The following is a 25,358-nucleotide window of genomic DNA, read 5'->3' as shown; positions in this document are numbered from 1 at the left end:
TCGAAACAGAGATTGGTGGTGGGCCGTCGATACGGGACCTACCGACGGCCCACAGCCTAGACACCGAGAACGGGGGACCCGGCGTCTCCGGCACCCAAACGGTACGCCCGCGGGAGGCGAGCGAAAAACTCGCGCCGCGCGCTGGGATGAAATCGGGGGAAATAACCGGCGCAGGTTCACTCCTGCCGCCGTGGTCGTTATCCCCACAGCAGCGCTCTGATCAGGGGCGCAGCCCGAACACAGCGCAGTCTCAGGTGCTTCGCTAAAGAATGTGGCGAGAGCCGACGGGGGGAGGTGGCCAGCCGATGACCGCATTGTTGACGATGGTGGCCACCCCGCTCTGGGCCTATCTGGCGTTGTTCGGCTTCCTGACCGTCGACGCGATGATCCCGGTGGTACCCACCCAGGCGATCATGATCACATCCGGCGCGCTGACCGTCTACGGCGATCTCAGCCTGCCGATGGTGATCGCGATCGGCGCGGCCGGCATGTTCGCCGGCGACACGATCGCGTTCCTGCTCGGCCGCTCCACCGGCCACGTGGGCCGGGGCCGGCTCGCCGCGCTGCGGGCCCGTTACGCCCCGGGGCACGACGACGCGCCCCGCGAGCAGTCCAAGACCCGCAAGGCGGCGGTCCGCTTCACCCGGGGGCTGCGCCGCCCGGGGCCGCTCGTGCTGCTGCTCTGCCGGTTCGTCCCCGGCGGCCGGATGGCCGCCGGTTTCCAGGCCGGCCGCACCGGCTATCCGGCGCGCCTCTTCGTGCTCTACGACGCGGCCGCCGCGATCTGCTGGGCAGGCTACGGCGGCCTGGTCGGTCACGTCGGCGGGACGGCCGTCACCCAGTCGGCGTGGCGGCTCTTCCTGATCGCCGCCACCGCAGCGCTCGTCTTCGGCACGGCCGGCTGGCTCCTCGCCCTCTTCGGCGGCCGCAAAGAGGCCGAAAGCGGGCCGGCGCTGGCGGGGCCCGGGTTCTCCGCGCCGCCCGTCGGACCGGGCGCCGGAAACGGCAGAGCTGCGGGCGCCCGGCTCGCCTTTGCGCTCGGCGGGGCTGAGGTGGCCGCCGAGGCCGAGGTCATTGCAGCTCGTGCTGCATCAGCTGACGGGCGGCTTCCGCGATCGACCCCGACAGCGACGGGTAGATAGTGATCGTGTGGGCCAGCTGGTCCACGGTCAGGTTGTTCTCGATCGCCATCGTGATCGGCAGGATCAGCTCGCTCGCCTTCGGCGCCACCACCACGCCGCCGACGATCTGACCGGTCGCTGGGCGGCAGAAGAGCTTCACGAAGCCGTCGTGCAGGTCGGCCATCTTCGCCCGGGCGTTGCCGGTCAGCGGCAGCATCACCTGGCGGGCCGGCACCCGGTTGGCGTCCACGTCGTTCTGCGTGACGCCGACGGTGGCCAGCTCGGGGTCGGTGAAGACGTTCGCCGAGACGGTACGCAGCCGCAGCGGCGCCACCGCCTCGCCCATCGCGTGCCAGATCGCAATCCGGCCCTGCATGGCGGCGACGCTGGCCAGCGGCAGCACGCCGGTGCAGTCGCCGGCGCCGTAGATGCCCGGCACGTTGGTGCGGGAGACCCGGTCGACCGTCAGGTAGCCGCCGGTGCCGACGTCGACGCCGTACTCCCGCAGGCCCAGCTTCGCCGTGTTCGGGATCGCGCCGACCGCCATCAGCGCGTGCGAGCCCTCGACCGTACGGCCGTCGGCGAGGGTGACCAGCACGCCCTCGCCGGTGTTCACCACCGACTCGGCCCGGGACTGGTTGAGGATCGTCATGCCGCGCTCGCGGAACACCCGCTCGATCGCCATCGCCGCGTCGGCGTCCTCGTGCGGCATCACCCGTTCGCGGCTGGAGACCAGGGTCACCCTGGTGCCCATCGCCAGGTACGCGCTGGCGAACTCGGCGCCGGTCACGCCGGACCCGATCACGATCAAGTGTTCGGGCAGCTCGGTGAGGTCGTACACCTGCCGCCAGTCGAGGACGCGCACGCCGTCCGGCTTGGCAGTGGGCAGCACGCGCGGCGTGGCGCCTGTCGCCAGCAGCACCGTGTCGGCCTCGATCGAATACATGGCCCCATCCGACCGCCCCGCCCCCGCCCCTGACCGGACTGAAGGCCCTCCCTGATGCGGCATCACCAGCACCTGGTGGGTATGGCCGAGAGTGTCCTCGCCGAGCAGCGCCCGGCCGTGGATCACGTCGACGCCCGCCTTGACCAGCTTGGCCTGGATGTCGGCGGACTGGGCCAGCGCCAGCTTCTTGACCCGGTTGTTCACCGCCACCGCGTCGACCGTGACGCCGTCCAGCCCGGCCGAGCGGATGCCGAACCGGTCATTGTGCCGGTAACCGGTCATGACCTCGGAACTCGCGATGAAAGTCTTCGACGGAACGCAGTCGGTCAGCACGCATGCGCCGCCCGGGCCGTCGGCCTCGACGAGGGTCACCTCCGCGTCGAGCTGGGCAGCGACCAGGGCCGCCTCATACCCGCCCGGTCCCCCACCGATGATCACGATCCGACTCACGACGTTCCCCTCCGTAACAACGCGACTGTGCCGACACGCACTCTTTTATTCTCCACCAAGGCGGTATCGGGCTATCGTCATCGCCGTGCGTCATTACGCCGCGTATGGCTCAAACCTCGACCCGGCCCGCATGCGGGCCTACTGTCCGCACTCGCCCATGATCGGCGTGGGGTGGATCGAAGGCTGGCGCCTCACCTTCGCCGGTGAGGGGGAAATGGGCTGGGAGGGCGCGGTCACCACGATCGTCGAGTCGCCCGGCGACCGCGTCTTCGTCTCGCTCTACGACGTGCACCCGTGGGATGCGTCACAACTCGACGAGGTCGAGGGGGTGACGGCGGGGGCGTACCAGAAGCTCACCGTGCGTGTCCTGACGCTGGAGGGCGAGTTCCCGGCGTGGGTCTACGTCTACGACGGCTACGAGGGCGGCCTGCCCACGGCGTGGTATCTCTCCGAGATCGCCAACGCCGCCGAGAAGGCCGGCGCCCCGGACGACTACGTCGAAGACCTGCGCCGCCGCCCGAGCGCCACCTCGTCCCCGGAGATCTGACGTCTCAGCCGGCGGGCGCGCTCGCCGCCGGCTGGGCCGTCACGTAGGTGCGGTAGACGTTCGCCTGGTAGAGCGGCGTCATGCCGACCGCGAGATAGAGCCGGACCGCCCTGGTCGGGTTTTCCAGGTCGACGCCGAGGCCGGCATGCGCTCGGCCCTTCGCCCGGTAGACCGCGAACGCCCGGCGCAGCAAGGCTTCGCCCAAACCCCTCTTCCGGTACGCCCGGAGCACCGCGAGCCGTTTCACCCAGCCCTCGTTGTCGTCGATCCCCGAGTCGGACGACTGCAACGCCCCGACGACCCGGCCGTCCACCTCGGCGACGAACCACTCGTCGAACGAGACCGTCGGCTCCTTGGCCACCTGGGCGCGCCAGGTCTCGTAGTCGACGGCCAGATGATCGGTGTCCCGGAACGCCTCCTCGATCACCGCGTGCACGGCGCGCAGGTCGTCCTCGTCGTCGCCGCGGACCGGCCGCACGACCGCGCCGGCCGGCGGCTCGGGCGGGGTGGGCGACACGTCGTCGAGCGGCATCCGCATGCGGGCGTGCTGGCGGTAGAAGACGAAGCCGGCCTCCGTGAGCGCCTCGATGTAGGGCCGCTCGGTCGGGATCGCGCCGGCCCGCACCTGATACCGCTCGTGGCCGAATCGGGCGGCCCGCTCGACCATCCGACCCATGATCAAGTCGAGCAGCGGGCGGATCGCCGGGCGGCCGCGCTCGGGGTGCACGAAGACCTCGAGGAAGTCGGAATCTCCGCCGTTCGCGTTGTGCGGATACGTCCAGCCGGCGATCGCGCCGGTCTCGTCGAGGGCGAGCCAGCTGTCCACCGTCATGTCGGTATGCGGATCGGTCAGCCGCTCGCGCACCTCGTCGGCGGTGAAATCGGGCACGCCGGTGGCCGCGATGTCGCTGGCATGCACCAGCGCCAGAAGAGCCGGCACGTCCTCGAGCGTCGGCCGGCGCGCGCGCCAGCCCGCGGGCAGCGCGGTCGTCGCGGCAACGGTCATCCCAGCATCGGACCACGAACGCCCGCCCCGGGCGACCGAATTTCGCCGCCGCGCATCGACGGGCGCGGATCAGCGGGCCAGGCGTTGGCTCAGCGACTCCAGCAGGCCGACCAGTTCGATGCGCTCGGCCAGGTCCAGCGCCGCGTACGCCTGGCCGGCCAGCGCGTCCGCCACCGAGTCGGCCCACATCAGCCGGCGCACGATCGGCCCCGCCGACGGGTACGGCGGCTGCCAGCCGAACGCGACCGCCCCCGTCTCCCCCTCCGGCCCCGCGATGATCGCCTCCAGCGGGGTGAGCCCGCTGGCCCGCACGGCCACCAGGTGCACCCCGAGCCGGTGCTCGTGCAGCAGGTGCAGGATCACCGCCGCCCGCGCGCCCGGCGCCTGGTCCGGCACCGGCATCGCCCGCCACGCGGCGAACAGCGGCAGCGCGGCGAGGTCGACCGCGTCCACCACCTGGCCGGCCAGCTCGAGCAGCCGCACTAGGCGGGGGAAGCCGCCGATCTGCCCGATGCCCCATTTGCACAGCTCGTGCAGGTGCCAGCTGGCCACCTCCATCGGCGCCGACGACTTGGCGGTCGACTCCCAGCCGTCGATGACGGCCTCCGGAGCGATGAAACCGATGGCCGCGGCCACCGTCTCGGGTCTCACCTCGCCGAGCGCACCAGCCCGCGCCGACACGTGGTAGGCCCAGCCGGAGAGCCCCAGCAGCCGCGCGCGGCGCAGCGTCTGCGGTGACTCGGCGAAGGCACCGACGATCGTGGCGAGCCCCTTCATGGCGTTGGCGGCAGCCTGTTCGGGGGTCACGCGGTGATTCTGCTCCCCCACGTCCGTTCTGGAAATATTTCACGGTGATCGGACGAGCGAATCGGATCAATCGGGCTCGTCCGATTCAAGATCTTCAAGAGCCGCCTGTACGTCACCGACCTGCCGCCGGGCGGCGGCCGTCTCCCGCTCCGCCACGCGCCGGGCCTGTTTGCGCCGGGCCACGTCGGCCTGCGCCTCGGTGCGCCGCCGCTCCAGCTCGGCCAGCTCGGCGTCCAGGTCCTCGACCCGGTGCCCGGCGTCCCGCTCGGCCGCCTCGGCCCGCTCCAACTGCTCGTCCGCCCGGCGCTCGGCGGCCTGCGCCGCGCTCAGCTCGCGGCGCAGTTCCCGGCGGCGCTGCTCCCAGAGGCGCCGGCGCTCGGCGGCATGCCGATCCCGCGAGGACTGCTGCGGGAACTCCACCACCTCGCCCTCGTCGGCGTCGCCCTCGGTCTCGTCGGCGTCGGTGTCGGTGTCGCTGACCAGGCGCAGCCGGGGCCGCGGCACCTCGCCGAAACCGGCGTAGGCGGCCGCCCGGATCAGCCGCCCGGTCCGGACCTGGGCTGCCACCGCCGGCTCGGCCAGCGCCGCGGTGAGCGTCGCCTCCACCTCGCCCAACGGCAGCTTGGCCGCCTCGGCGCGGCCCCGGGGGTCGGCGGCGAGCGCCTCGGTCGCCAGCTTGCGGGCCGCGCCGACCAGCGCCGAGACCACCTTCCGCCGCTGCGCGTTCAGCTCGCGCAGCTGGTCGCCGTCCAGGCCACGCTGGGCGTCGCGCAGGGCGGTGGACAGGTCGACCAGCTCCTCGATCAGGTCCGGCCGGCGCAGCGCCAGCAGGTTGACCACCCAGGCGGCCACGGTCGGCTTCTTCAGTGCGGCGAGCCGCTTCGCGGCCTCCCGGTCGCCGGCCTGCTTGGCGTCGTTGATCGCGGCGGTCCGGGCCGCCACGAAACCGTCCGGCGGCTCCTCGTAGAGCCGCTGGATCAGGGCGTCGGTCACGCTCGGCACGTCAGATCGTGGTGCCGGGCGCCACGTGCGCGTAGGCGGTGCCGGAGAGCCGGGTCAGGTGGCCGTCGGAGATCTGCGCGCCGGTCGGGTTCAGCAGCCCGTCGTGCAGCGCGAAGGCGCGGGCCGGCCGGACCGCGCGGACGAAATCGATCGACTCCATGAGCTTCATCCACGGAGCATTCAACGGGACGAACAGCGTGTCCACGACCGTGTCCTCCGGGATGGTGAACGAGTCGCCGGGGTGGTAGACGTTCGTGCCGTCGTCGCCGATCAGGTAGGCCAGGTTGGCGATCCGCGGGATGTCCGGGTGGATCAGGGCGTGCTGGCCGCCGAACGCGCGTACGGCAAAACCGGCGGCAGCGAAACTCGCACCCGGACCCACCGCGGTCGCGAGGTCGCCGAAGGCGGCGAGCTTGGGCAGCACCTGCTCGTGCGCGTAGACGCGCAGGCCCGGGCGGCGCTCGGCGGCCTCGGTAAGGGCCGCGAGATCCAGGTGGTCCGGGTGCTCGTGGGTGATCAGTACGGCGTCCGCGCCGTCCAGGGCGGACCGCTCGCTGAACTCGCCCGGATCGACGACCAGCACTCCGTCGCCGGCCAGCCGGACGCAGGAATGCGTGTACTTCGTGATGCGCACGGGACTCCTCCGCTGCCGATTCGTAACCGCTCACCACGCAGTCTGCCGGAACCGGGATACCTGTGCCGTACGTCCCAGGTGCACGTTCGAACGGGGATCGGAGAAAACATGCGCATCAACCATCGGAGAACGACATACATCTTCGCCGCCGCGCTGGTCGCGGGGGCCTTGCTGACCGGCTGCAGCTCCGGGAGCAACAGCGCGTCGACCTCGTCCGGCATGTCGGCGGACAAGGCGAACGCGCCGCAGCGGGCCGAGGGCGGCGCAGCGGTCGACCAGCAACCCGCGACCGGCAAGGACCAGCCGGCCCAGCAGTCGCCGGATCTCGCCGTCGACCAGCGGTCGATCATCTATCGGGGCGGCATCACGGTTCGCGTGAAGGATTCCGTGAACGCCGCCGCGGATCAGGCGACCGGCATCGCCGCGACGGCCGGCGGTTTCATCGGCGCCGACAACCGCACCACCGGGGAGGGCGGCGCGGACACCGCCACGATGACGCTCCGCATCCCGGCCGACAAGTTCACCACCGTCGTCAACCAGCTCTCGCGGCTCGGCACCGAGGAGCACCGCGAGATCAACACCGAGGATGTCACCGAGCAGACCGTGGACCTGGACGCCCGGATCCAGGTGCAGCAGGCCAGGGTGGACAGTGGGCGGCGGCTGCTGGCCCAGGCCAAGACGCTGAACGACCTGGTGATGCTGGAGAAGGAGGTGGCCACCCGGGAGTCCGACCTGGCGTCCCTGCAGGCAAAGAAGCGAAACCTGGCGGACCTCACCGCACTGTCCACCATCACCGCCACCTTCCTCGCCCCCACCGCCCCCGCCCCGAAGCCGAAGGAGGAGAACCCCGGCGGCTTCCTCGGCGGCCTGACGGCCGGCTGGCACGCCCTGCTGGCATCGCTGAAGGTAGTGCTGACCGTCGTCGGCGCCCTGCTGCCCTGGGCGGTCGTCATCGGCCTGCCCCTCTGGCTTGCGTTCTACCTGTACCGCCGCTACAAGCCGAGGATCACGCCCAAGCTGGCGCCGGCTCTCCCGGAGAAACCCGCCGACGAGATCTAGCGTCTTGAGCCGGGCCCGCCCGGCGGCCGGGGTCGGAGCTGTTGTTGCGGCTACCGGCCCTGGCACGCCGGGGGCTCGTCTGACGCTCGTACGGTGGAAGCGCGAAACCGAATGCAGCTAGAAGGCGCCCGTCGACAGGGCCGCGAGCGCGGTGTGGACGAAGACGCGCACGCCGTAGCCGATGGCGCTTTCGTCTACGTCGAAGCTGCCCTGGTGCAGGTCGTAGCGCTTGTCGGAGCCCGGGAAGCCGGTGCCCAGGCGGATCATGGCGCCGGGCACGTGGTCGAGGTAGAACGAGAAGTCCTCGCCGCCCATGCTGATCTCGGCCTCGACTACGCGGTCGGCGCCGAGCGCGGCGCCGGCGGCACCGGCGATGACCGCGGTGGCCATCCGGTCGTTGATTACCGGCGGCATGCCGCGCTGGTAGGTGACCTCGACCTCGGCGCCGGTCGGGGCGACCACGTCGCGGATCAGCTGGGTGATCAGCTCGGGCGCCTCCCGCCAGGCCTCGCGGCTCAGGATGCGGACCGTACCGGTGGCGCGGCCCTCGGCCGGGATCGCGTTGAACGCCTCGCCGGCGTGCACCGAGCCCCACACCATGGAGACCCCGGCCCGCGGGTCGATCCGCCGGTCCACCAGGGCCGGCACGTCGACCACCACCCGGCCCAGCGCGTGCACCAGGTCGGCGGTCAAGTGCGGCCGGGCGGTGTGGCCGCCGGGACCGGTCAGCTTGACCTGGACGATGTCCGCGGCCGCGGTGAACGGGCCGGAGCGCACGCCGACCAGGCCGGCCGGCAGCTGCGGGTAGCAGTGCAGCGCGTAGATCGCGACCACGTCCTTGAGCCCGCCGGCCGCGACCACCTCGGGCGCGCCGGACGGGATGCTCTCCTCGGCCGGCTGGAAGATCAGCCGGACCTTGCCGGGCAGCTTGCCCTGCTCGGCGAGCTGCGCCAGGGCAAGACCAAGACCGAGCAGAACCGTCGTGTGTACGTCGTGCCCGCAGGCGTGCGCCACCCCGTCGACGGTCGACCGGTACGGCACGTCCTTGAGGTCGGCCAGCGGCAACGCGTCCAGGTCGGCCCGGAACGCCACCACCCGGTCGCCCTCGCCGATGTCGCAGATCACGCCGTTGCCCTTGGGCAGCAGCCGCGGCGACAGGCCGGCCACGGCCAGTTCCCGGGCGATCAGCGCGGCGGTCTCGAACTCGTGGTGCGAGCGCTCGGGGTGGGAGTGAATGTGCCGACGAATCGCTACGAGCTCCGCGCCGTGTACGGCGAGCCAGCGGTCCAGCCGGCCGGGCAGGGGCTCGGCGCCGGGCAGCGGCCCGGGCCACTCTTCTGGGGCCTCTTCAGGCGCCGAGAGAGTAGTAGTCACGTCGGTTTCCGTATCGCTCTCGAAGGTTTGTCGTGTTTGCTTGACGCGCGACAGCTTAGACCTATTTCGGTGACGCTGTGCAACGTCATTCCCGTGCACGCTGAGTTGCGTAGGGTCACGAATGCCCTGATAAGAGCCTTCGATGGCGGCGTGGGAGATGCTCGGGGTGTCGTCCCGGCGAAGCATCTAGCCCACCACCTCCTACAACGTGTAACGGACCGGGGAGGTGATGACCCACACCACGAGTCCGATTCAGAAACGCTCCACCGGTTGGTAGACGCCCCACACGCCACGCAGGGTGTGGCATACCTCGCCTACGGTGGCACGTAGCCGCAACGCCTCTTTCATCAACGGTAGGACGTTGTCCGCGCCTTGGGCGCCCTTCGCCAAATCCGCCAGCGCGGCCTCGACGGCCGGTCCGTCCCGGTTCGCCCGCAGTTCCGCCAGGCGTGCCACCTGGGCCGCCTCGATCGCCGGGTCGACCCGGAGCGGTTCGTACCGTTCCTCCGCCTCCGAGGTGAATCGGTTGACCCCGACCACGACCCGCTCCCCGGCGTCGATCTCGTTCGCGATCCGGTACGCCGACGTCTCGATCTCCTCCTTCTGGAAGCCCTGCTCGATCGCGTCGACCGCCGACCCGTACGCGAAGACCCGCTCGATCAGCCGGGTCGCCGCCGCCTCCACCTCGTCGGTCAGCGCCTCGATCGCGTACGAGCCGGCGAACGGGTCGACCGTGCCGGTCAGGCCGGACTCGTAGGCGAGCACCTGCTGGGTGCGCAGCGCGAGCCGGGCCGACTTCTCGGTGGGCAGGGCGATGGCCTCGTCGTACGCGTTGGTGTGCAGCGACTGGGTGCCGCCGGCCACCGCGCCGAGCGCCTGGATCGCCACCCGGACCAGGTTCACCTCGGGCTGCTGGGCGGTCAACTGCACGCCGGCGGTCTGCGTGTGGAACCGCAGCATCAGCGATTTCGGATCCTTCGCCCCGAAGTCCTCCCGCATGATCCGGGCCCACATCCGGCGGGCCGCGCGGAACTTCGCGATCTCCTCGAGCAGGGTGGTGCGGGCCACGAAGAAGAACGACAGCCGGGGCGCGAAGTCGTCGACGGCCAGGCCGGCGGCGAGCGCGGCCCGGACGTACTCGATGCCGTTGGCCAGGGTGAAGGCGATCTCCTGCGCGGGCGAGGCGCCGGCCTCGGCCATGTGGTAGCCCGAGATGGAGATGGTGTTCCACTTCGGGATCTCCGCCCGGCAGTACGCGAAGGTGTCCGCGACCAGGCGCAACGACGGTTTCGGCGGAAAGATGTACGTCCCGCGGGCGATGTACTCCTTCAGGATGTCGTTCTGGATCGTGCCCTGCAGGGCGCTGCCCGGCACCCCGTGCTCCTCGGCCACCAGCTGGTAGAGCAGCAGCAACACCGAGCCCGGCGCGTTGATCGTCATCGAGGTGGAGACCTGGTCGAGCGGGATGCCGTCGAACAGTTGCCGCATGTCGTCGATCGAGTCGATCGCCACGCCGACCTTGCCGACCTCGCCGTGCGCGATCGGGTCGTCCGAGTCATAGCCCATCTGGGTGGGCAGGTCGAAGGCGACCGACAGGCCCATCGTGCCGGCCTTCAGCAGCTGGTGATAGCGGGCGTTGGACTCGGCGGCGGTGCCGAAGCCGGCGTACTGCCGCATGGTCCAGGGCCGCTTGGTGTACATCGTCGGGTAGACACCCCGGGTGTACGGGAACTCGCCCGGCTCGCCGATCGGCGTGTCGGCCGGCACGTCCCCGGGGCGGTAGACCGGTTTGATCTCGAAACCCGACTCAGAGTTCACAACCGTGATCCTAAAGCTTCGTTCAGGCGCGGGAGGGTGAGGAGTTTTGCACACAGCGTCCGAAAATTGCGACACGCTGCAGTTTCTCGCTCACGGACGGTCGAGTTAACCGGATCGTCGGCGTCGCGACTTTCAAATCGGGGTACCCAACCGGCAAGATAGCGGGGTTGGTCGACAGCCCCCTACATCCCCTCGGTGGCATCCTCAGTGACTCAGATTCCGACGTGGAGCGGCGGCAACACGGCTCCCACCAGCGGACGCGCAGCCCCGGGCACGCTCATCGGCGGGCGGTACACGCTCCGCGCGGCGGTGGGGCACGGCGGCATGGGCACGGTCTGGCGAGCGGCGGACACGCTGCTGCGCCGGGACGTGGCCGTGAAAGAGGTCGTCCTCCCGCCTGGCCTGGCCCCCAGCGACCGCGACGCGATGTATGAACGCACCATGCGCGAGGCCCGCGCCGCGGCCGCGCTGCAGCACCCCGCGGTGGTGCAGGTCTACGACGTGGTGCACGAGAACGGCCGGCCGTGGATCGTGATGGAGCTGCTGGACGCCCGCAGCCTCGCCGACATGGTGATCGAGGACGGCCCGGTCACGCCCCGCGTGGTCGCCAAGATCGGCATCGCCCTGCTCGGCGCCCTCGAGGTCGCCCACGCGCACGGCGTGCTGCACCGCGACGTCAAGCCGGCCAACGTGCTGATCTGCTCGGACGGCCGCTGCGTGCTGACCGACTTCGGCGTCGCCCGGATGCCGACCGACGTGCAGCTGACCACGCCCGGCATGGTGCTCGGCTCGCCGCACTTCATCTCCCCCGAGCGGGCGATGGGCAGCGACTTCGGCCCGCCGAGCGACCTGTTCTCGCTCGGCGTCACGCTGTTCACCGCGGTCGAGGGCCGTCCGCCGTTCGACAAGGGCGACCCGATCGAGACCATGCACGCGGTGGTCGAGGACCCGCCGGCCCCGGCCGTGCGGGCCGGCTCGCTCACCCCGGTGTTGATGGGCCTGCTGGAGAAGGACCCGGCCCGCCGGATGGACGTGCAGACCGCGCGCACCATGCTCCGGCAGCAGCTGGCCGGCCCGCTGGCCAGCACCAGCCCGCCGCACATGGCGACCGACCCGTACGCGGTGGTCCCCGCGCAGCGGCCGCCGGCCCAGCCGGTCGAGACCCAGCCGCTGCCGCCCCAGCCGAGCGGTCAGATCGGCGGCCGGGCCATGCTCCCGCCCGGCCAGTCGCTCACCGACCACCTGGCCAAGCTGCAGCAGAGCAACGCCCCGGCGCCCGGCCGGCGGCGGCGGGCCGCCGATCCGGACGAGACCCAGCTGGCGGGCAGCCCGACCGGGCTGATGCCGGCCGGCCAGCCGGCCGACCCGACCAACGTGCTGCCGCCGCGCGAGGCGTGGAACGGCGCCCGGGCGGCCCGCGAGCCGTTCGGCGACACCGTGGTCGCCAGCCCGGCCGCCCGGCGCGCCGCGATGATCAACAAGACCGTCGGCACGGCGAAGGCGGCGGCCGGCAAGGCCGCCGCGACCGTCCAGGGCTGGCCGCGCAACAAGCAGCTGATCGCCGGCGGCGGCGCGCTCGCCGTGGTGGTCGTGCTGGTGCTGCTGTTCAGCCTGGGCGGGGGCGGCAAGACGCCGACCACGCCGGTGGCCAAGGCGACCGGCAGCCAGCAGACGACGCCCTCGTTCCCGACCCAGCAGTACAACGACCGGGGCATCCAGGTGCAGGTGCCGAAGGGCTGGACCCGCAAGGCGGCCAGCAGCTACGTCGACTACGTCGACCCGGCGGACGCCAAGCGCAAGGTCCGCATCCTGGTGGAGAAGGGCTCCGGCACGCCCACCAGCTTCCTGGGCATCGCCGAGAAGAACCTGAAGAAGAACGCGGCCAGCTGCCCGGAGCCGTACAACCGGGTCAGCCTCAACAAGACCACGATCTCCGGCAAGGACGGCGGGGTGCTGGAGTACACCTGCGGCACCGGCGACGAAAGCCGGCACGGCCTGTGGGGCGCGGTGGTCACCGGCGGCAAGGCGTACTCGTTCTACGTGACCTCGAGCGAGGCGCAGTTCGCCGACAGCAAGCCGATTTTCGACGAAATGATCAAGACTTACACCCTCACCGACGCCTGACTTCTCCTCACGTGCTATCAATCCCAGATGGCGCCTGAAGAACTGAGAGCGACCGCGGAGGCCTGGCTCGCCGACGACCCCGACCCGCAGACCCGGGCCGAGCTTCGCGAGCTGATCGACGGACTGCCCGGCACGACCGAGGAGCTGCGCGACCGGTTCGCCGGCCCGCTGACCTTCGGCACGGCCGGCCTGCGCGGCCGCCTGCGGGCCGGGCCGAACGGGATGAACCTCGCGGTGGTCACCCGGGCGGCGGCCGGGCTGGTCGCCTGGCTGGACGAGCAGGGCGGCGACGGCCCGCTGGTGATCGGCTACGACGCCCGCTACGGCTCCCGGGACTTCGCCGAGCGCACCGCGCGGGTCGCCACCGGCGCCGGGCGCGAGGCGCTGGTCATGCCCTCGACGCTGCCCACCCCGGTGCTCGCCTACGCGGTGCGGGCGCTCGACGCGGTGGCCGGCGTGATGGTCACCGCCAGCCACAACCCGCCCCAGGACAACGGCTACAAGGTCTACCTCGGACGCCAGCTCGGCGGCCCGGGCGGCGCCGGCGCGCAGATCGTGCCGCCGGCCGACGCCGGTATCGAGGCGGCCATCCGCGCGGTCGGGCCGATCGCCGGGGTCCGGCTGGGCGTGCCGGGCACGCTGCTCGACGAGAAGATCGTGCAGGGGTACGTGCAGAGCGCCGCCGCCGTGCTGACCCCCGGCGGGCCGCGCGACCTGACCGTGGTCTACACCCCGCTGCACGGCGTCGGGGGCGGCACGCTGGCCGCCGCGTTCGCCACGGCCGGGTTCGGCGTGCCGGTGCCGGTGACCGACCAGTCCGAGCCCGACCCGGAGTTCCCCACGGTCTCCTTCCCCAACCCGGAGGAGCCCGGGGCGATGGACCAGCTGCTCGCGCTGGCCAAGGCGTGCCGCGCCGACCTGGCGATCGCGAACGACCCGGACGCCGACCGGTGCGCGCTGGCGATCCCGGCCGGCGACGGCTCGTGGCGGCCGCTGCGCGGGGACGAGCTGGGCGTACTGCTCGCCGACCACCTGATCCGGCGGGGGGTGCCCGGCACGTACGCGACGACGATCGTCTCGTCGCAGCTGCTGGGCCGGCTGTGCGCGGCCCGCGGCGTGCCCTACGCCGAGACCCTGACCGGCTTCAAGTGGATCGTGCGGGCCGCCGAGGAGCTGGCCTTCGGCTACGAGGAGGCGCTCGGCTACTGCGTCGCGCCGTCCCTGGTCCGCGACAAGGACGGGATCACCGCGGCGCTGACCGCCGCCGAGCTCACGGCCGGGCTGATGGAGTCCGGCCAGACGATCGCCGACCGGCTGGACGAGTTGGCGGCCGAGTTCGGCGTGCACGCGACCGACCAGCTCTCGGTCCGCGTCGACGACCTGGCCGAGATCGGCGCCCTGATGGCCCGCGCCCGCCGCGAACCGCCCGCAGCCCTGCTGGGCGCCCCGGTGACGGCCGTCGACGACCTGCTGCCGGAAAACGACGTCCTGACGATCCGAACCGCCGCCGCCCGCGTAGTGATCCGCCCGTCCGGCACGGAACCCAAGCTCAAGGCCTACCTGGAGGTAGTCGAACCGGTCGACGACGGCGACGTGGCAACGGCCCGCACCCGCGCGTCCTCCGCCCTCCAGGTCCTCCGCCAGGAGGTCGCCGCCGCGCTCGGGGTGTGACCGTCAGGCCGGCGTGAGGTCTTGGGCCGGGCCCGCCCGGAAGCCGGAGTCGGGGCCGGTGTTGCAACCAGCGGCCCCGGCACACGGGGGACTCATCTGACCCGTACGGCCAAAGTGCGAAAGAGAAACGACCAGGTCTCGCGCGGGTTTTTAGAGGGTCGAATAGGACCAGCTGACAGCTTTGCCGTTGGTGAAGGGCATGACGCCGTGGAAAGTCTCGGGGGCGTCGGCGAAGACCAACGGGAGGAAGTGGCGGTCGGACTCCCACATCGGGAGGTTTCCGGCCAGGACGTCGGATATCGGCATCCAGTGCAGGGTTCCCTCGTGGTTGGCGGTCAGCGGGGTGCCGCTCCACGAGCGGATGCGGAACAGGAAGCCGAACCAGTTGCCGCCGTCCTTGCCGAAGCCGGGCCAGGAGATGGTGCCGGCGAGGTCGAGGGTGTGGCAGTCGAGGCCGGCCTCCTCGCGGATCTCGCGGCGCATGCCGGCGGCCACGTCCTCGCCGGGCTCCAGCTTGCCGCCGAGGCCGTTGTAGTAGCCGTAGTGGATGTCGTCGGGGCGGGCGTCGCGGCGGATCATCAGGATGCTCTTGCCGTCCTCGGAGAAGAGGTACCCGAGGGTGGCCAGGGTCGCTTTCACCTAACAATTGTGCGCATCCGGCCCGATAGGGTCCGTGTGAAGGTCCTCGTCGCCGGTGGCGCCGGCTTCATCGGGAGCACGATCGCGTCCTGCCTGATCGACGTGGGACACCAGCCGGTGATCCTGGACAATCTCGTGACCGGTCGTCGTGAGTTCGCCGAGGGCCGGCCGTTCTACCAGGGCGACATCGCCGACCAGGCGGTTCTCGACCGGATTTTCGCCGACCATCCGGACATCTCGGCCGTGGTGCACTGCGCGGCGCTGATCGTGGTGCCCGAGTCGGTGACCTGGCCGATCCACTACTACCGGGAGAACGTGGCCAAGACGCTCGAGCTGGTCGACCGGCTGATCGCGCGCGGCGTCACCCGCCTGGTGTTCAGCTCGTCGGCGTCGATCTACCAGCCGAACGACGAGTTCAGCGTCGACGAGAGCTCGGCCCTGGCCGCCTCGAGCCCGTACGCGCGAACCAAGCTCGTGGTCGAGCAGATGCTCACCGACATCGCCGCGGCCACCCCGCTGCGGGTGCTCTCGCTGCGGTACTTCAACCCGATCGGCGCCGACCCGAAGATGCGGACCGGCCCGCAAATGCCGGCGCCGAGCCACGCGCTGGGCAAACTGATCGAGGCGTACCGCCACGGCGTGCCGTTCCGGGTCACCGGCACCGACTACCCGACCCGGGACGGCTCCGGCATCCGCGACTACGTCCACGTGTGGGATCTCGCCGACGCCCACCTGCGCGCGCTCGATGCCTTCGACTCGCTGTTCGCCGCCGGCGGGCGGTCCACCGTGATCAACCTGGGCAGCGGCACCGGCACCACGGTCTTCGAGCTGGTCGAGGCGTTCAACCGGGTGGTCGACGAGCCCGTCGCGGTCGAGCGGTCACCGCGCCGGCCGGGCGACCAGGCGGGGGCGTACACCCGCGGCGCCCGGGCCACGGAGCTGCTGGGCTGGCGGCCCGAGCACTCGGTCGCCGACGGCATCCGGGACACGTTGGCATGGTTTGCCCAGCGAGATCGAGTTCTGCCCGACCTGGCGGGCCTTTAGACCCGACCTGGCGATCGTTCCGCGTGACTCGGGACACTATCGTTGCGTCCCATGACCACCATTCCGCTCGCCGAGGAATTGCTCCTCCTCGCCTACGACGACCAGACCGGCAAGGCGACCGGCTCCCGCATCGGGCTCGACCTCGGCATGTCCGCGGCCGTGCTGGTCGACCTGGCGCTGGCGGGGCGGATAGCGTATTCCGACGGCTACCTGAAGGTCCTCGACCCGACCCCGACCGGCGAGCCGATCGCCGACTCGGTGCTGGCCAAGGCGGCCGCGGACGAGCCGCACACGCCGAGCCAGTGGGTGCAGCGCCTGCGGCACCGGCTGCGCACCCGCGTGCTGGAGGACCTGGTGGCCCGCGGCGTGGTGCAGGACGTCGACGAGACCCAGATGGAATACATCCACATCCATCGCTACCCGACCACCGACCCGGCCTTCGAGGCCGAGATCCGCCGCCGCCTGGCCGAGGCACTGACCGGCGAGAGCATCTGCGACGAGCGCACGGCCGCGCTGGCCACCCTGCTGGTCGCCAGCCGGATGGAGCCGGCGCTCCGCCTGCCGGCCGAGGAGTCCGCGCGGGCCCACCAGCGCCTCGAGGAGATCGCCGCCGGCGCCGGCTTCTCCGGCTCCGCGAACCTGGAGGACTCGGTCGTCCGCCCGGCCGTCGCCCTGGTCGTCTACACCCTCGGCAAGGCGATCTCCGCCGCCCTCGGCGCCCCGAAACCCGCGTGATGGAGACCTGAGCGTTTCTCTTTCGCGCTTTGGCCGTACGAATGCACACGAGTCCCCGGTGTGCCGGGGACTCCGCTGACCCGTACGGCCAAAGTGCGAAAGGGAGACGACCAGGTCTTGGGCCGCGGAAGTCAGAAGCGGCGCATGCCGCCGAATTGGCGGTCGCCGGCGTCGCCCAGGCCGGGGACGATGTAGGCCTTGTCGTTCAGGCCCTGGTCGATCGAGGCGGTCACCAGGCGCAACGGGAGCCCGGACTGGTCCAGCCGCTCGATGCCCTCGGGGGCGGCCAGCACGCAGCAGATGATGACGTCGGTGCAGCCGCGCTCGACCAGCAGGCGGCAGCAGTGCAGCAGCGAGCCACCCGTGGCCAGCATCGGGTCGAGGACCAGGACCGGCTGGCCGGCCAGGTCGGCGGGCAGCGACTCCATGTAGGCCCGCGGCTCGAAGGTGTGCTCGTCGCGGGCCAGGCCGACGAAGCCCATCGACGACTCGGGAAGCAGGGCCAGCGCCGAGTCGGCCATGCCCAGGCCGGCCCGGAGCACGGGGACGATCAGCGGCGGGTTGGCCAGCCGGATGCCCTCGGCGGGCGCGACCGGAGTGGTGATCGGGTACTTCTCGACGGCGAACAGGCGGGCCGCCTCATAGACGACCATCGTGGTGAGCTCGTGCAGAGAGGCACGGAACACGCCCGAGTCGGTCTCCGCGTTGCGCATCGCGGTGAGCCGGGTCTGGGCCAGCGGGTGATCTACAACGAGTACGTCCACGGCGACAACCTACCGGTCCATCAAGATCATATGTTAACGCCCCGCGTAGAATCCCTTTCATGACTGCGACAGCGACGTCGACCGGCACCCTGCGGGCCCTCCTGCACGGGCTTCCCGGGGTCGACAAGGTGGGCGTCGAGGCCAGGGCGGCCGCGCTCGGCACCCGATCGGTGAAGACGACGGCGAAGGCGAAGGCCATCGACCTGGCGATCCGGATGGTCGACCTGACCACCCTCGAGGGCGCCGACACCCCGGGCAAGGTCCGCGCTCTCTCGGCGAAGGCGCTGCGTCCCGACCCGGCCGACCCGGGCTGCCCGTCGGTCGCCGCGGTCTGCGTCTACCCCTCGATGGTCCCGACCGCCGCGGCGGTGCTGGCCGGCAGCGGGGTGCATGTGGCCAGCGTGGCCACGGCGTTCCCGTCCGGGCAGGCCCCGCTGGACGTGAAGCTGGCCGACACCCGCGACGCGGTGGCCGCCGGCGCCGACGAGATCGACATGGTGATCAGCCGGGGCGCGTTCCTGGCCGGCGACTACGCCAAGGTGTTCGACGAGATCGTGGCGGTCAAGGAGGCGTGCGGCGCGGCCCACCTCAAGGTCATCCTGGAGACCGGCGAGCTCGGCACGTATGACAACGTCCGCCGCGCCTCCTGGCTGGCGATGCTGGCCGGCGCCGACTTCATCAAGACCTCCACTGGCAAGGTCCCGGTCGCGGCGACCCTCCCGGTCACGCTGATCATGCTGGAGGCGGTGCGCGACTTCCGCGCCGAGCACGGGCGTCAGGTGGGTGTCAAGCCGGCCGGCGGCATCCGGACGACGAAGGACGCCATCAAGTACCTGGTGCTGATCAACGAGACGGTCGGCGACGACTGGCTCTCCCCCGACTGGTTCCGCTTCGGCGCCTCCTCGCTGCTCAACGACCTGCTGATGCAGCACACCAAGCTCACCACCGGCCACTACGCCGGTCCGGACTACTTCACGCTGGACTGAGGCCGCACATGTTCGATTACGCTCCCGCGCCGGAATCCCGCTCGATCGTCACCATCGAGCCCACCTACGGCCTCTTCATCGACGGTCAGTTCTCCGACGGCAAGGGCACCTTCAAGACGATCAACCCGGCCAGCGAGGAAGTCCTGGCCGAGGTCGCCATGGCCGCGCCGGAGGATGTGGATCGCGCGGTCGCCGCCGCCCGGCGCGCCTTCGGCCCCTGGTCGGCGCTGCCCGGCGCCGAGCGCGCCAAGTACCTCTTCCGGATCGCCCGGATCATCCAGGAGCGCTCCCGCGAGCTGGCCGTCCTCGAGTCGCTGGACAACGGCAAGCCGATCAAGGAGTCGCGCGACGTCGACCTGCCGCTGGTCGCCGCGCACTTCTTCTACTACGCGGGCTGGGCCGACAAGCTGGCGTACGCGGGTTTCGGCCCCGACCCGAAGCCGCTGGGCGTGGCCGGCCAGGTCATCCCGTGGAACTTCCCGCTGCTCATGCTGGCGTGGAAGATCGCGCCGGCGCTCGCCGCGGGCAACACGGTGGTGCTCAAGCCGGCCGAGACCACCCCGCTGTCGGCGCTCTTCTTCGCCGACGTGTGCCGACAGGCCGACCTCCCGCCGGGCGTCGTCAACATCATCACGGGCGCCGGCGACACGGGCCGCTATCTGGTGGAACACCCGGATGTCGACAAGGTCGCCTTCACCGGCTCGACCGAGGTGGGCCGGCAGATCGCCCGTTCGGTGGCCGGCACCGGCAAGAAGCTCACGCTCGAGCTGGGCGGCAAGGCGGCCAACATCGTCTTCGACGACGCGCCGATCGACCAGGCGGTCGAGGGCATCGTCAACGGCATCTTCTTCAACCAGGGGCACGTCTGCTGCGCCGGCTCCCGGCTGCTGGTGCAGGAGTCTCTTTTCGAGGAACTGCTCACCTCGCTGAAGCGCCGGATGGCGACGCTGCGGGTGGGCGACCCGCTGGACAAGAACACCGACATCGGCGCGATCAACTCGGCGGCCCAGCTCGCCAGGATTACCGAATTGTCGGAAATTGGCAGTTCGGAGGGCGCCGAGCGCTGGTCGCCGCCGTGTGAGCTGCCCGATCGCGGCTTCTGGTTCGCCCCGACCATCTTCACGGGGGTGACCCAGGCGCACCGGATCGCCCGCGAAGAGATCTTCGGACCGGTGCTGTCGGTGCTGACCTTCCGGACCCCGGAGGAGGCGATCGAAAAGGCCAACAACACGCCGTACGGGTTGTCGGCCGGCATCTGGACCGAGAAGGGTTCCCGGATCCTGGCCGTCGCCGACCAGTTGCGGGCCGGCGTGGTCTGGGCCAACACGTTCAACAAGTTCGACCCGACGTCGCCGTTCGGCGGTTACAAGGAATCCGGTTACGGCCGCGAGGGTGGCCGGCACGGCCTGGAGGCGTACCTTGCCTAAGTCAGCACCCACCAAGGCGCCCAAGGCCGCCGCGGCGGCTCCCGTGCGCCTTTCGGTGCGTAAGACCTACAAGCTGTATGTCGGCGGGACCTTCCCGCGCAGCGAGTCAGGACGGACCTATCTCGTGGACGGCGACAACGTGGCCCTCGCCTCCCGCAAGGACGCGCGCGACGCGGTCGTGGCGGCCCGCAAGGCCCAGCCCAAGTGGGCCGGTGCCACCGCGTACAACCGCGGCCAGGTCGTCTACCGGATAGCCGAGATGGTCGAGGCGCGCCGGGCCGAGTTCGCCGCCCTGGGCGTCCCGGCCGCCGAGGTGGACGCCGCGATCGACCGCCTGATCTGGTACGCGGGCTGGTCCGACAAGATCGCCCAGTTGGCCGGCAACGCCAACCCGGTGGCCGGCCCGTTCTTCAACATCTCCTCGCCCGAGCCCACCGGCGTGGTCGGCGTGGTCGCCCCGGCGTCGCTGCTCGGCCTGGTCAGTGTGGTCGCCCCGGCGATCGTCACCGGCAACACCGTGGTGGTGCTGGCGGCCGGCCCGCAGGTGGCGATCACCCTGGCCGAGGTCCTGGCCACCTCGGACGTGCCCGGCGGGGTGGTCAACATCCTCACCGGCCACGCCGCCGAGACCGCGCCCTGGCTCGCCTCGCACGACGACGTCAACGCGCTCGACCTGACCGGCGTGACCGACCCGGAACTGGCTGCCGAGCTGGAACGGACCGCCTCGGGCACGCTCAAGCGGGTCCTCCGCCCGCGCGGCAAGGTCGACTTCACGGCCGACCCGGGCCTGCGGCCGATGACCGCTTTGCTGGAGACGAAGACGGTCTGGCACCCGAAGGGGTATTGAACAGGCACGCCTATTAGGGTGTGTCGGCAGAATCACCGTCCAGCCGAGCGCATGTCATCCCGGAGGTCACCGTGGCCAGCCAGTCCGACGAGTCCGAGGCGTCCACGCCCGTGGACGAGAAGTCCGGTCTCTCCGGCCAGGAGCTCTGGGAGGACGTCCGGATCGAGCCGGTCGAGATCGCCCTGCCGGCCGGTGTCGCGCTGACCCTGCGCGCCTTCCGGATGTCGTCCGAGCTGACCCCGACCGAGACGGTCGAGGAGGAAGACCTGTTCGACGCCCGCAAGGGCGGCTCCACCGCCGACGACGAGGAAGAGATCATCGTCGACGAGGAGTTCCAGGCCCTGCTGGCCGAGGGCGAGGAGGACGCCGCCGCGGAAAAGGGTGACGAGCCCGACCCGGCCGACTTCGAGGAGGAGGAAAAGGAGGCGGAGCCTGCCGACGAGGAAGTGCCCATGTTCCTCAGTCACAAGGGCCGCCTGCTCGCCTTCAAGAGCCCCGAGTCGCTGGTCTCCTTCATTCGATCGGGTGCACCGCACGACCTCGCACAACTCGACAGCTGGGCGACCCTGGCCGAGCGGGTACAGTCGACCGACATCGACCCGTCGCCGGACGACCGCTACGAGCTCGACCTCGTGGTGGAAAACCTGCGCGGCGGGCACGATACGTGGGACCTGCCGTTGCTCATCGCGGCCGGCGAGGTGGCTCGCGACCTGGGGTATGCTCTTCGGCTCAACCCGGTGATCCTGGCCCTGTCGCCCGGCTCGCCGCTCGATGACCTCGACGAGGCCCTCCGGTCCGCGGAAAGCGGGGGGATGGGTGGATTCTTCGGTCGCCGTCGATTGAAGAAAATCGGGGCACAACAGGCAAGTCTCGGATGGCGCTCGGTAATCGGCAAGATCTCTGCCGCTGTGGACTGGCGCGACTGACCCCTAACCAGGGACCATCAGTGCTTGGCCAACGACAGCATCCCATCCCCGGGGAGGAGGACGACGCCGTGGCGCTCGTGCGCGTGTACTGCGGTCTCGCGTCGGCTGATGATTCGGTGCGTGCGGCCTCAGCCGCGCAGCTGACCGTCGCCGTGGTTGATGACGCAGGCCGGCTGCTCGGCGTCCACGAGATCAGCGACGACCCCGGCGGTTACGCCGAGCTGGGCATGCTGCTCGTGGAACGGACGAGTGGGTTCACCGACGCCGCGGTGGCCGCCGACAGCGACGATCACCTGGTCACCTCGTTGCTCACCGCGGCGGGCCGGCCACTGGTCGTCACCGACGACGACACCACCGACGACTTCGCCGAGCGCTTCGCCGACGACGACTCGATCGAGGAGATGCAGGCGCCGCCGGCCGCCCGTCGTGCCGTGGGCCTGGCCCGGGCGCTGCAGGCCGGCGCGATCGCCGCGGTCAACCAGACCACCCCCCGCGAGCTGGTCAGCTACAAGCCGGTCCTGGCCGCCCACGTGGCGCTGCTGACGGGCCGTAACGCGGCCGCCGTTGCGCTGCGTGAGGTGCTCCGCGAGCTCTACCCCGCGGCCCTCCGGGCCTATCCGGATCCGTCCCACGCGCTCGCCCTCTCCGTCCTCGACGCGCTGCCCGAGCCGGGCCGGCTCACCTCGCAGGGCGCCGAGCCGCAGCAGGTCGCCGAGCAGGTCGCGGCCGAGCTGATCCGCGCCGGCGCCGGCACCGACGACGAGATCATCGCCGCGGTCACCGCGCTGCAGGTCGCGATCAGCGAGTCCCCCCGCCGCGGTGGGGTCAACAAGTCGCTCGCCCCGGCCGCCGCCGAGACGGTCCGCAAGGCGATCGCCGCGGTCCGCGCCTGCGACGCCGCCTGCGCCTCGCTGATCGGCACGATCGCCTCGCGCAGCACGCCGACCACCCGCCGGGCCGAGCCGGCCGCCGCGGCCGCCGCGGCTGCCGCGGCCGCGCTGCGCTCCGTCCCGCCGGCCGCCGCCGGTCGGCGCAGCCGCCACGAGCCGACCAGCACCGGCCCCGGCGCCGTCCCGCGGCCGATGAACGCGCCGCCGGTCGCGCCCGACCCGGTGGCCCCGCCGCCGCTCGCGCCGCGCCCGGTCACCCCGCCGCCCGCGGCGCCCGCCGCCGCGGCGATGTTCCCCAACCGCGCGCCGGGCCCGAGCAATCGCCCGGTCTCGGTGCCGCCGCCCCCGCCCGGCATGACGCCGATCACGCCCGGCTCGCGGCCCGCCGCGGCCGCGGCGCCGTCGTCGCCGGCCGCGTACCCGGCGGCGTCATTGCCGCCCACCCGGCCGACGTCCTCGGCGCCCCCGGCACCGCTGTCGCCGTCGTCGCCGCCCTCATTCGCCGGGGGGCCGTCGTCGCCACCCTCGTTCGCCGGAGGGGCGTCGTCGCCACCCTCGTTCGCCGAGGTGCCGTTGTCCGGTGGCTCGCTGCCTCCCGCCTCGGTGTCGCCGGCCGAGAGCGGGCAGCCGTTCCGGGCCACGCTCACCAACGCGGCGATCAACAGTGCCCGCGCCGAGCGGCAGCGCACGGTCATCCCGCCGCGGCCCAGCCGCGCGCCGTCGAGCCCGGCCGCCCCGGGCAGCGCCACCGACTACTCGTCGCTGCCGATGCAGACCCAGCGACCCGAGCCGGCCGAGCCCGGCTCCCGGGCGAACTGGCCGCTCATCAACCCGAGCGGCGACGAGGCCGCCTCGATCAGCGCGCCGCCGACCGACACCGGCCGGGTCAAGCCGCCCTGGCAGGACATGCCCAAGGAGCCGCCGGCCCTGCGCCTGGTGGAGTCCCAGCTGGGCGCCAGCGGCCTGGAGACGACGGTCACCGACCTGCCGCCGATCAGCGAGCCGCCCTCGCTGCGGGTGGTCGACGGCGAGCGCGGCCGCACCGGCACGGTCCGCCGCAGCGTCTCCGCGCCGAGCATGACCAGTTCCACGAGCACCAAGCTGACCGCGCTCGACCGCAGCACCACGCCGCCGGTCGGGGCCGACAGCAACGACACCGACCTGCTGATCTTCGCGGCGGCTCGCTCGGCCTGGTTCACCGGGCACACCGACACGTCGGCCGATCTCGACTGGGCCAACCCGAACGACAGCGGGTGGCGGGCCGCCGAGCGCGCGGCCACGCCCGAGATCGCGGCGGAGACCCCGGCCGGGCTGCCGAAGCGGGTCCCGCAGGCCAACCTGGTGCCGGGCTCCCCGCTGCGCGACGAGCGCCCGCTGCGCATCGTGCGCGACGCGGCGAGCATCGCGGCGCACACCACGGGCTACTTCCGTGGCTGGCGCCGGGGTCAGGAGATCGGCGGGTTCGCGATGGGTGGCCGCCCGGGTCGCGAGTCGGCCGGCGGGTGGGATTTCACCCGCGACCGCGAGGGCGCCGACGAGTACCGGAACAACAACAACGCGAACTACGGCTCCCGGTAGGGACTCTTTCCTGAGTGGCCGCGACCCTATCTGGGACCGCGGCCACTGCCATGTCCGCTATCGCTGAGCTGGCTGGCTCCGCTTCGCTCCGCGGGCGATAGCCCCGACGGGGGCTATCGCGCCTGCCAGGTGCACAGGCAGACCTTGTTGCCCTCGGGGTCGGCCAGCACCCAGAAGCTCGGCGCCTCCGCGTCGCTGACCAGTGAGCCGCCGGCCGCGATCGCCGCGTCGATCCGGGGCTGCACCTCGGCCGGGTCGACCCAGATGTCCGGGTGCCAGCGCTGGCGTGGCTCCTCGCTGCCCGACTCCTGGAACCAGACCGACGGCAGCGTCCCGGCTCGGTCACGCAGGTCCTGGCCGCTGCTCTCCATGGCCAGCACCGCACCCCAGAACGGCAGCACCGTGGCGAGCGCCGGCGTGTCCAGGCCCAGCTCGAGCTCGCTGACCCCGGACGTGGTTTGGGTCAGCCCGGCGTCGGCGACCAGGCCGGAGATGGTGCGGGCCAGCCGGACGTCCCGCCCGGTGACCCCGTTGTCGTCGTGACTGGACAGTCGTACGTCGAGGTGTGGATAGCGCAGGTCGAGGTCGGGGTGGTGATTCATCTCCTCGGCGGCCCGGCCGATCGCGTTCGCCAGGGCCAGGCCGGTCGCGAAGTCCCCGCTGCGGATCCGGCTCCGCAGGCTGTTGGCCAGCATCACCCAGCCGGTCAGGCCCTCCGCGGCGATCTGCTTTCCCGTCAGCTTCGTCATGCCCGCCATCCTGCCGCGTACGGCGCCACCACGCGGGCTTCGACACCCGGGCCGTGAGCCCTCTACAAGCCCCGTATCGACGCCGCGGGTCTCCCTGGTACCCGCGGCCACCACACGCCTCTACCGGGCCGGTAAGCGCCCGCTCAGCGCCCCCTCCGGCGGCCGCCCGGGGCGCCCGCGGGATGCGAGCATGCAGAAGCCCCGCTCCGACCAG

The 25,358-nt window shown here is 71.7% G+C and carries 22 protein-coding genes; 12 read left to right on the top strand and 10 right to left on the bottom strand.

Going from position 1 to position 25,358, the window contains the following annotated elements; translation table 11 throughout:
- Positions 1 to 305: 305 nt before the first annotated feature.
- Positions 306 to 1,142 carry a VTT domain-containing protein gene (locus IH26_RS0141205; protein ID WP_030441726.1) on the top strand — a complete coding sequence of 279 codons (837 nt, stop codon included), beginning with the start codon at positions 306 to 308 and terminating at the stop codon, positions 1,140 to 1,142.
- On the opposite strand, the gene IH26_RS0141200 is transcribed toward IH26_RS0141205, so the two are convergent.
- Positions 1,072 to 2,517: an NAD(P)H-quinone dehydrogenase gene (locus IH26_RS0141200; RefSeq protein WP_030441725.1), complete on the bottom strand. Its 1,446-nt coding sequence runs from the start codon at positions 2,515 to 2,517 to the stop codon at positions 1,072 to 1,074. The genes IH26_RS0141205 and IH26_RS0141200 overlap by 71 nt on opposite strands.
- Positions 2,518 to 2,602: 85 nt before the next feature.
- Here IH26_RS0141200 and IH26_RS0141195 point away from each other — a divergent pair, with 85 nt between their 5' ends.
- Positions 2,603 to 3,064: a gamma-glutamylcyclotransferase gene (locus tag IH26_RS0141195; RefSeq protein WP_030441724.1), complete on the top strand. Its 462-nt coding sequence runs from the start codon at positions 2,603 to 2,605 to the stop codon at positions 3,062 to 3,064.
- A 4-nt stretch (positions 3,065 to 3,068) separates the two neighbouring features.
- On the opposite strand, the gene IH26_RS0141190 is transcribed toward IH26_RS0141195, so the two are convergent.
- The 4 genes from IH26_RS0141190 to IH26_RS0141175 form a co-directional block, all read right to left on the bottom strand.
- Positions 3,069 to 4,070 (bottom strand): GNAT family N-acetyltransferase, encoded by a 1,002-nt coding sequence (locus IH26_RS0141190; protein ID WP_030441723.1) that lies wholly within the window; start codon positions 4,068 to 4,070, stop codon positions 3,069 to 3,071.
- Positions 4,071 to 4,139: 69 nt separating this feature from the next.
- Positions 4,140 to 4,877, bottom strand: coding sequence for an SCO6745 family protein (locus tag IH26_RS0141185; protein WP_030441722.1), 738 nt, complete (start codon positions 4,875 to 4,877; stop codon positions 4,140 to 4,142).
- A 66-nt stretch (positions 4,878 to 4,943) separates the two neighbouring features.
- Positions 4,944 to 5,879: a hypothetical protein gene (locus tag IH26_RS0141180; protein WP_030441721.1), complete on the bottom strand. Its 936-nt coding sequence runs from the start codon at positions 5,877 to 5,879 to the stop codon at positions 4,944 to 4,946.
- A gap of 1 nt (position 5,880) precedes the next feature.
- Entirely contained in the window at positions 5,881 to 6,513 is a 633-nt protein-coding gene (locus IH26_RS0141175) for an MBL fold metallo-hydrolase (protein WP_030441720.1), read from the bottom strand.
- Between the two features lie 108 nt (positions 6,514 to 6,621).
- Between IH26_RS0141175 and IH26_RS0141170 the strand changes: the two genes are divergently transcribed.
- Positions 6,622 to 7,572, top strand: a complete 951-nt coding sequence (locus IH26_RS0141170; protein ID WP_051809422.1) for a DUF4349 domain-containing protein — start codon at positions 6,622 to 6,624, stop codon at positions 7,570 to 7,572.
- Between the two features lie 117 nt (positions 7,573 to 7,689).
- On the opposite strand, the gene IH26_RS0141165 is transcribed toward IH26_RS0141170, so the two are convergent.
- Both IH26_RS0141165 and IH26_RS0141160 read right to left on the bottom strand, forming a co-directional pair.
- On the bottom strand, positions 7,690 to 8,946 hold the full coding sequence (locus tag IH26_RS0141165; protein ID WP_030441718.1) for an amidohydrolase: 1,257 nt from the start codon (positions 8,944 to 8,946) through the stop codon (positions 7,690 to 7,692).
- A gap of 252 nt (positions 8,947 to 9,198) precedes the next feature.
- The gene (locus tag IH26_RS0141160; RefSeq protein WP_030441717.1) at positions 9,199 to 10,764 is read right to left on the bottom strand and encodes an acyl-CoA mutase large subunit family protein; all 1,566 of its coding nucleotides are present in this window, start codon (positions 10,762 to 10,764) and stop codon (positions 9,199 to 9,201) included.
- Positions 10,765 to 10,971: 207 nt separating this feature from the next.
- On the opposite strand from IH26_RS0141160, the gene IH26_RS0141155 reads away from it, so the two are divergent.
- Both IH26_RS0141155 and IH26_RS0141150 read left to right on the top strand, forming a co-directional pair.
- Positions 10,972 to 12,888, top strand: coding sequence for a serine/threonine-protein kinase (locus IH26_RS0141155; protein ID WP_030441716.1), 1,917 nt, complete (start codon positions 10,972 to 10,974; stop codon positions 12,886 to 12,888).
- A 27-nt stretch (positions 12,889 to 12,915) separates the two neighbouring features.
- Entirely contained in the window at positions 12,916 to 14,559 is a 1,644-nt protein-coding gene (locus tag IH26_RS0141150) for a phospho-sugar mutase (protein WP_030441715.1), read from the top strand.
- Between the two features lie 150 nt (positions 14,560 to 14,709).
- On the opposite strand, the gene IH26_RS0141145 is transcribed toward IH26_RS0141150, so the two are convergent.
- Positions 14,710 to 15,198 (bottom strand): NUDIX hydrolase, encoded by a 489-nt coding sequence (locus tag IH26_RS0141145; RefSeq protein WP_030441714.1) that lies wholly within the window; start codon positions 15,196 to 15,198, stop codon positions 14,710 to 14,712.
- Between the two features lie 36 nt (positions 15,199 to 15,234).
- Here IH26_RS0141145 and galE point away from each other — a divergent pair, with 36 nt between their 5' ends.
- Both galE and IH26_RS0141135 read left to right on the top strand, forming a co-directional pair.
- Positions 15,235 to 16,242 (top strand): UDP-glucose 4-epimerase GalE, encoded by a 1,008-nt coding sequence (galE, locus tag IH26_RS0141140; RefSeq protein ID WP_030441713.1) that lies wholly within the window; start codon positions 15,235 to 15,237, stop codon positions 16,240 to 16,242.
- A gap of 51 nt (positions 16,243 to 16,293) precedes the next feature.
- The gene (locus IH26_RS0141135) at positions 16,294 to 16,977 is read left to right on the top strand and encodes a GOLPH3/VPS74 family protein (RefSeq protein ID WP_030441712.1); all 684 of its coding nucleotides are present in this window, start codon (positions 16,294 to 16,296) and stop codon (positions 16,975 to 16,977) included.
- A 131-nt stretch (positions 16,978 to 17,108) separates the two neighbouring features.
- On the opposite strand, the gene upp is transcribed toward IH26_RS0141135, so the two are convergent.
- Positions 17,109 to 17,741 carry a uracil phosphoribosyltransferase gene (upp, locus tag IH26_RS0141130; RefSeq protein ID WP_030441711.1) on the bottom strand — a complete coding sequence of 211 codons (633 nt, stop codon included), beginning with the start codon at positions 17,739 to 17,741 and terminating at the stop codon, positions 17,109 to 17,111.
- A gap of 59 nt (positions 17,742 to 17,800) precedes the next feature.
- Here upp and deoC point away from each other — a divergent pair, with 59 nt between their 5' ends.
- The 5 genes from deoC (at position 17,801) to IH26_RS0141105 (ending at position 24,395) form a co-directional block, all read left to right on the top strand.
- A complete protein-coding gene (gene deoC, locus IH26_RS0141125; RefSeq protein ID WP_030441710.1) occupies positions 17,801 to 18,727 on the top strand; it encodes a deoxyribose-phosphate aldolase in 927 nt (308 codons plus the stop codon).
- A gap of 8 nt (positions 18,728 to 18,735) precedes the next feature.
- Entirely contained in the window at positions 18,736 to 20,154 is a 1,419-nt protein-coding gene (locus IH26_RS0141120) for an aldehyde dehydrogenase family protein (RefSeq protein ID WP_030441709.1), read from the top strand.
- Positions 20,147 to 21,001: an aldehyde dehydrogenase family protein gene (locus IH26_RS0141115; protein ID WP_425394445.1), complete on the top strand. Its 855-nt coding sequence runs from the start codon at positions 20,147 to 20,149 to the stop codon at positions 20,999 to 21,001. The genes IH26_RS0141120 and IH26_RS0141115 overlap by 8 nt, the downstream gene beginning before the upstream one ends.
- Before the next feature lie 71 nt (positions 21,002 to 21,072).
- A complete protein-coding gene (locus IH26_RS0141110) occupies positions 21,073 to 21,927 on the top strand; it encodes a hypothetical protein (RefSeq protein ID WP_030441707.1) in 855 nt (284 codons plus the stop codon).
- A gap of 44 nt (positions 21,928 to 21,971) precedes the next feature.
- Complete coding sequence (locus tag IH26_RS0141105) at positions 21,972 to 24,395, top strand: hypothetical protein (protein ID WP_030441706.1); 2,424 nt, start codon at positions 21,972 to 21,974, stop codon at positions 24,393 to 24,395.
- 113 nt (positions 24,396 to 24,508) lie between these two features.
- Here the strand turns inward: IH26_RS0141105 and IH26_RS0141100 are convergent, their stop codons facing one another.
- Positions 24,509 to 25,144 carry a 4a-hydroxytetrahydrobiopterin dehydratase gene (locus IH26_RS0141100; protein ID WP_030441705.1) on the bottom strand — a complete coding sequence of 212 codons (636 nt, stop codon included), beginning with the start codon at positions 25,142 to 25,144 and terminating at the stop codon, positions 24,509 to 24,511.
- Positions 25,145 to 25,358: the final 214 nt, after the last annotated feature.

Source organism: Actinoplanes subtropicus (assembly GCF_000721705.1).
In the GTDB taxonomy this organism is placed as follows: Bacteria; Actinomycetota; Actinomycetes; order Mycobacteriales; family Micromonosporaceae; genus Actinoplanes; species Actinoplanes subtropicus.
This window is presented reverse-complemented; position numbering and strand designations above follow the sequence as displayed.

Bases quoted from the DNA above. Each gene is read 5' to 3' on its own strand.
- IH26_RS0141190 (WP_030441723.1), bottom strand. From the start codon at position 4,070: ATGACCGTTGCCGCGACGACCGCGCTGCCCGCGGGCTGGCGCGCGCGC.
- IH26_RS0141120 (WP_030441709.1), top strand. From the start codon at position 18,736: ATGTTCGATTACGCTCCCGCGCCGGAATCCCGCTCGATCGTCACCATC.
- IH26_RS0141170 (WP_051809422.1), top strand. From the start codon at position 6,622: ATGCGCATCAACCATCGGAGAACGACATACATCTTCGCCGCCGCGCTG.
- IH26_RS0141205 (WP_030441726.1), top strand. From the start codon at position 306: ATGACCGCATTGTTGACGATGGTGGCCACCCCGCTCTGGGCCTATCTG.
- IH26_RS0141135 (WP_030441712.1), top strand. From the start codon at position 16,294: ATGACCACCATTCCGCTCGCCGAGGAATTGCTCCTCCTCGCCTACGAC.
- IH26_RS0141100 (WP_030441705.1), bottom strand. From the start codon at position 25,144: ATGACGAAGCTGACGGGAAAGCAGATCGCCGCGGAGGGCCTGACCGGC.
- deoC (WP_030441710.1), top strand. From the start codon at position 17,801: ATGACTGCGACAGCGACGTCGACCGGCACCCTGCGGGCCCTCCTGCAC.
- IH26_RS0141150 (WP_030441715.1), top strand. From the start codon at position 12,916: ATGGCGCCTGAAGAACTGAGAGCGACCGCGGAGGCCTGGCTCGCCGAC.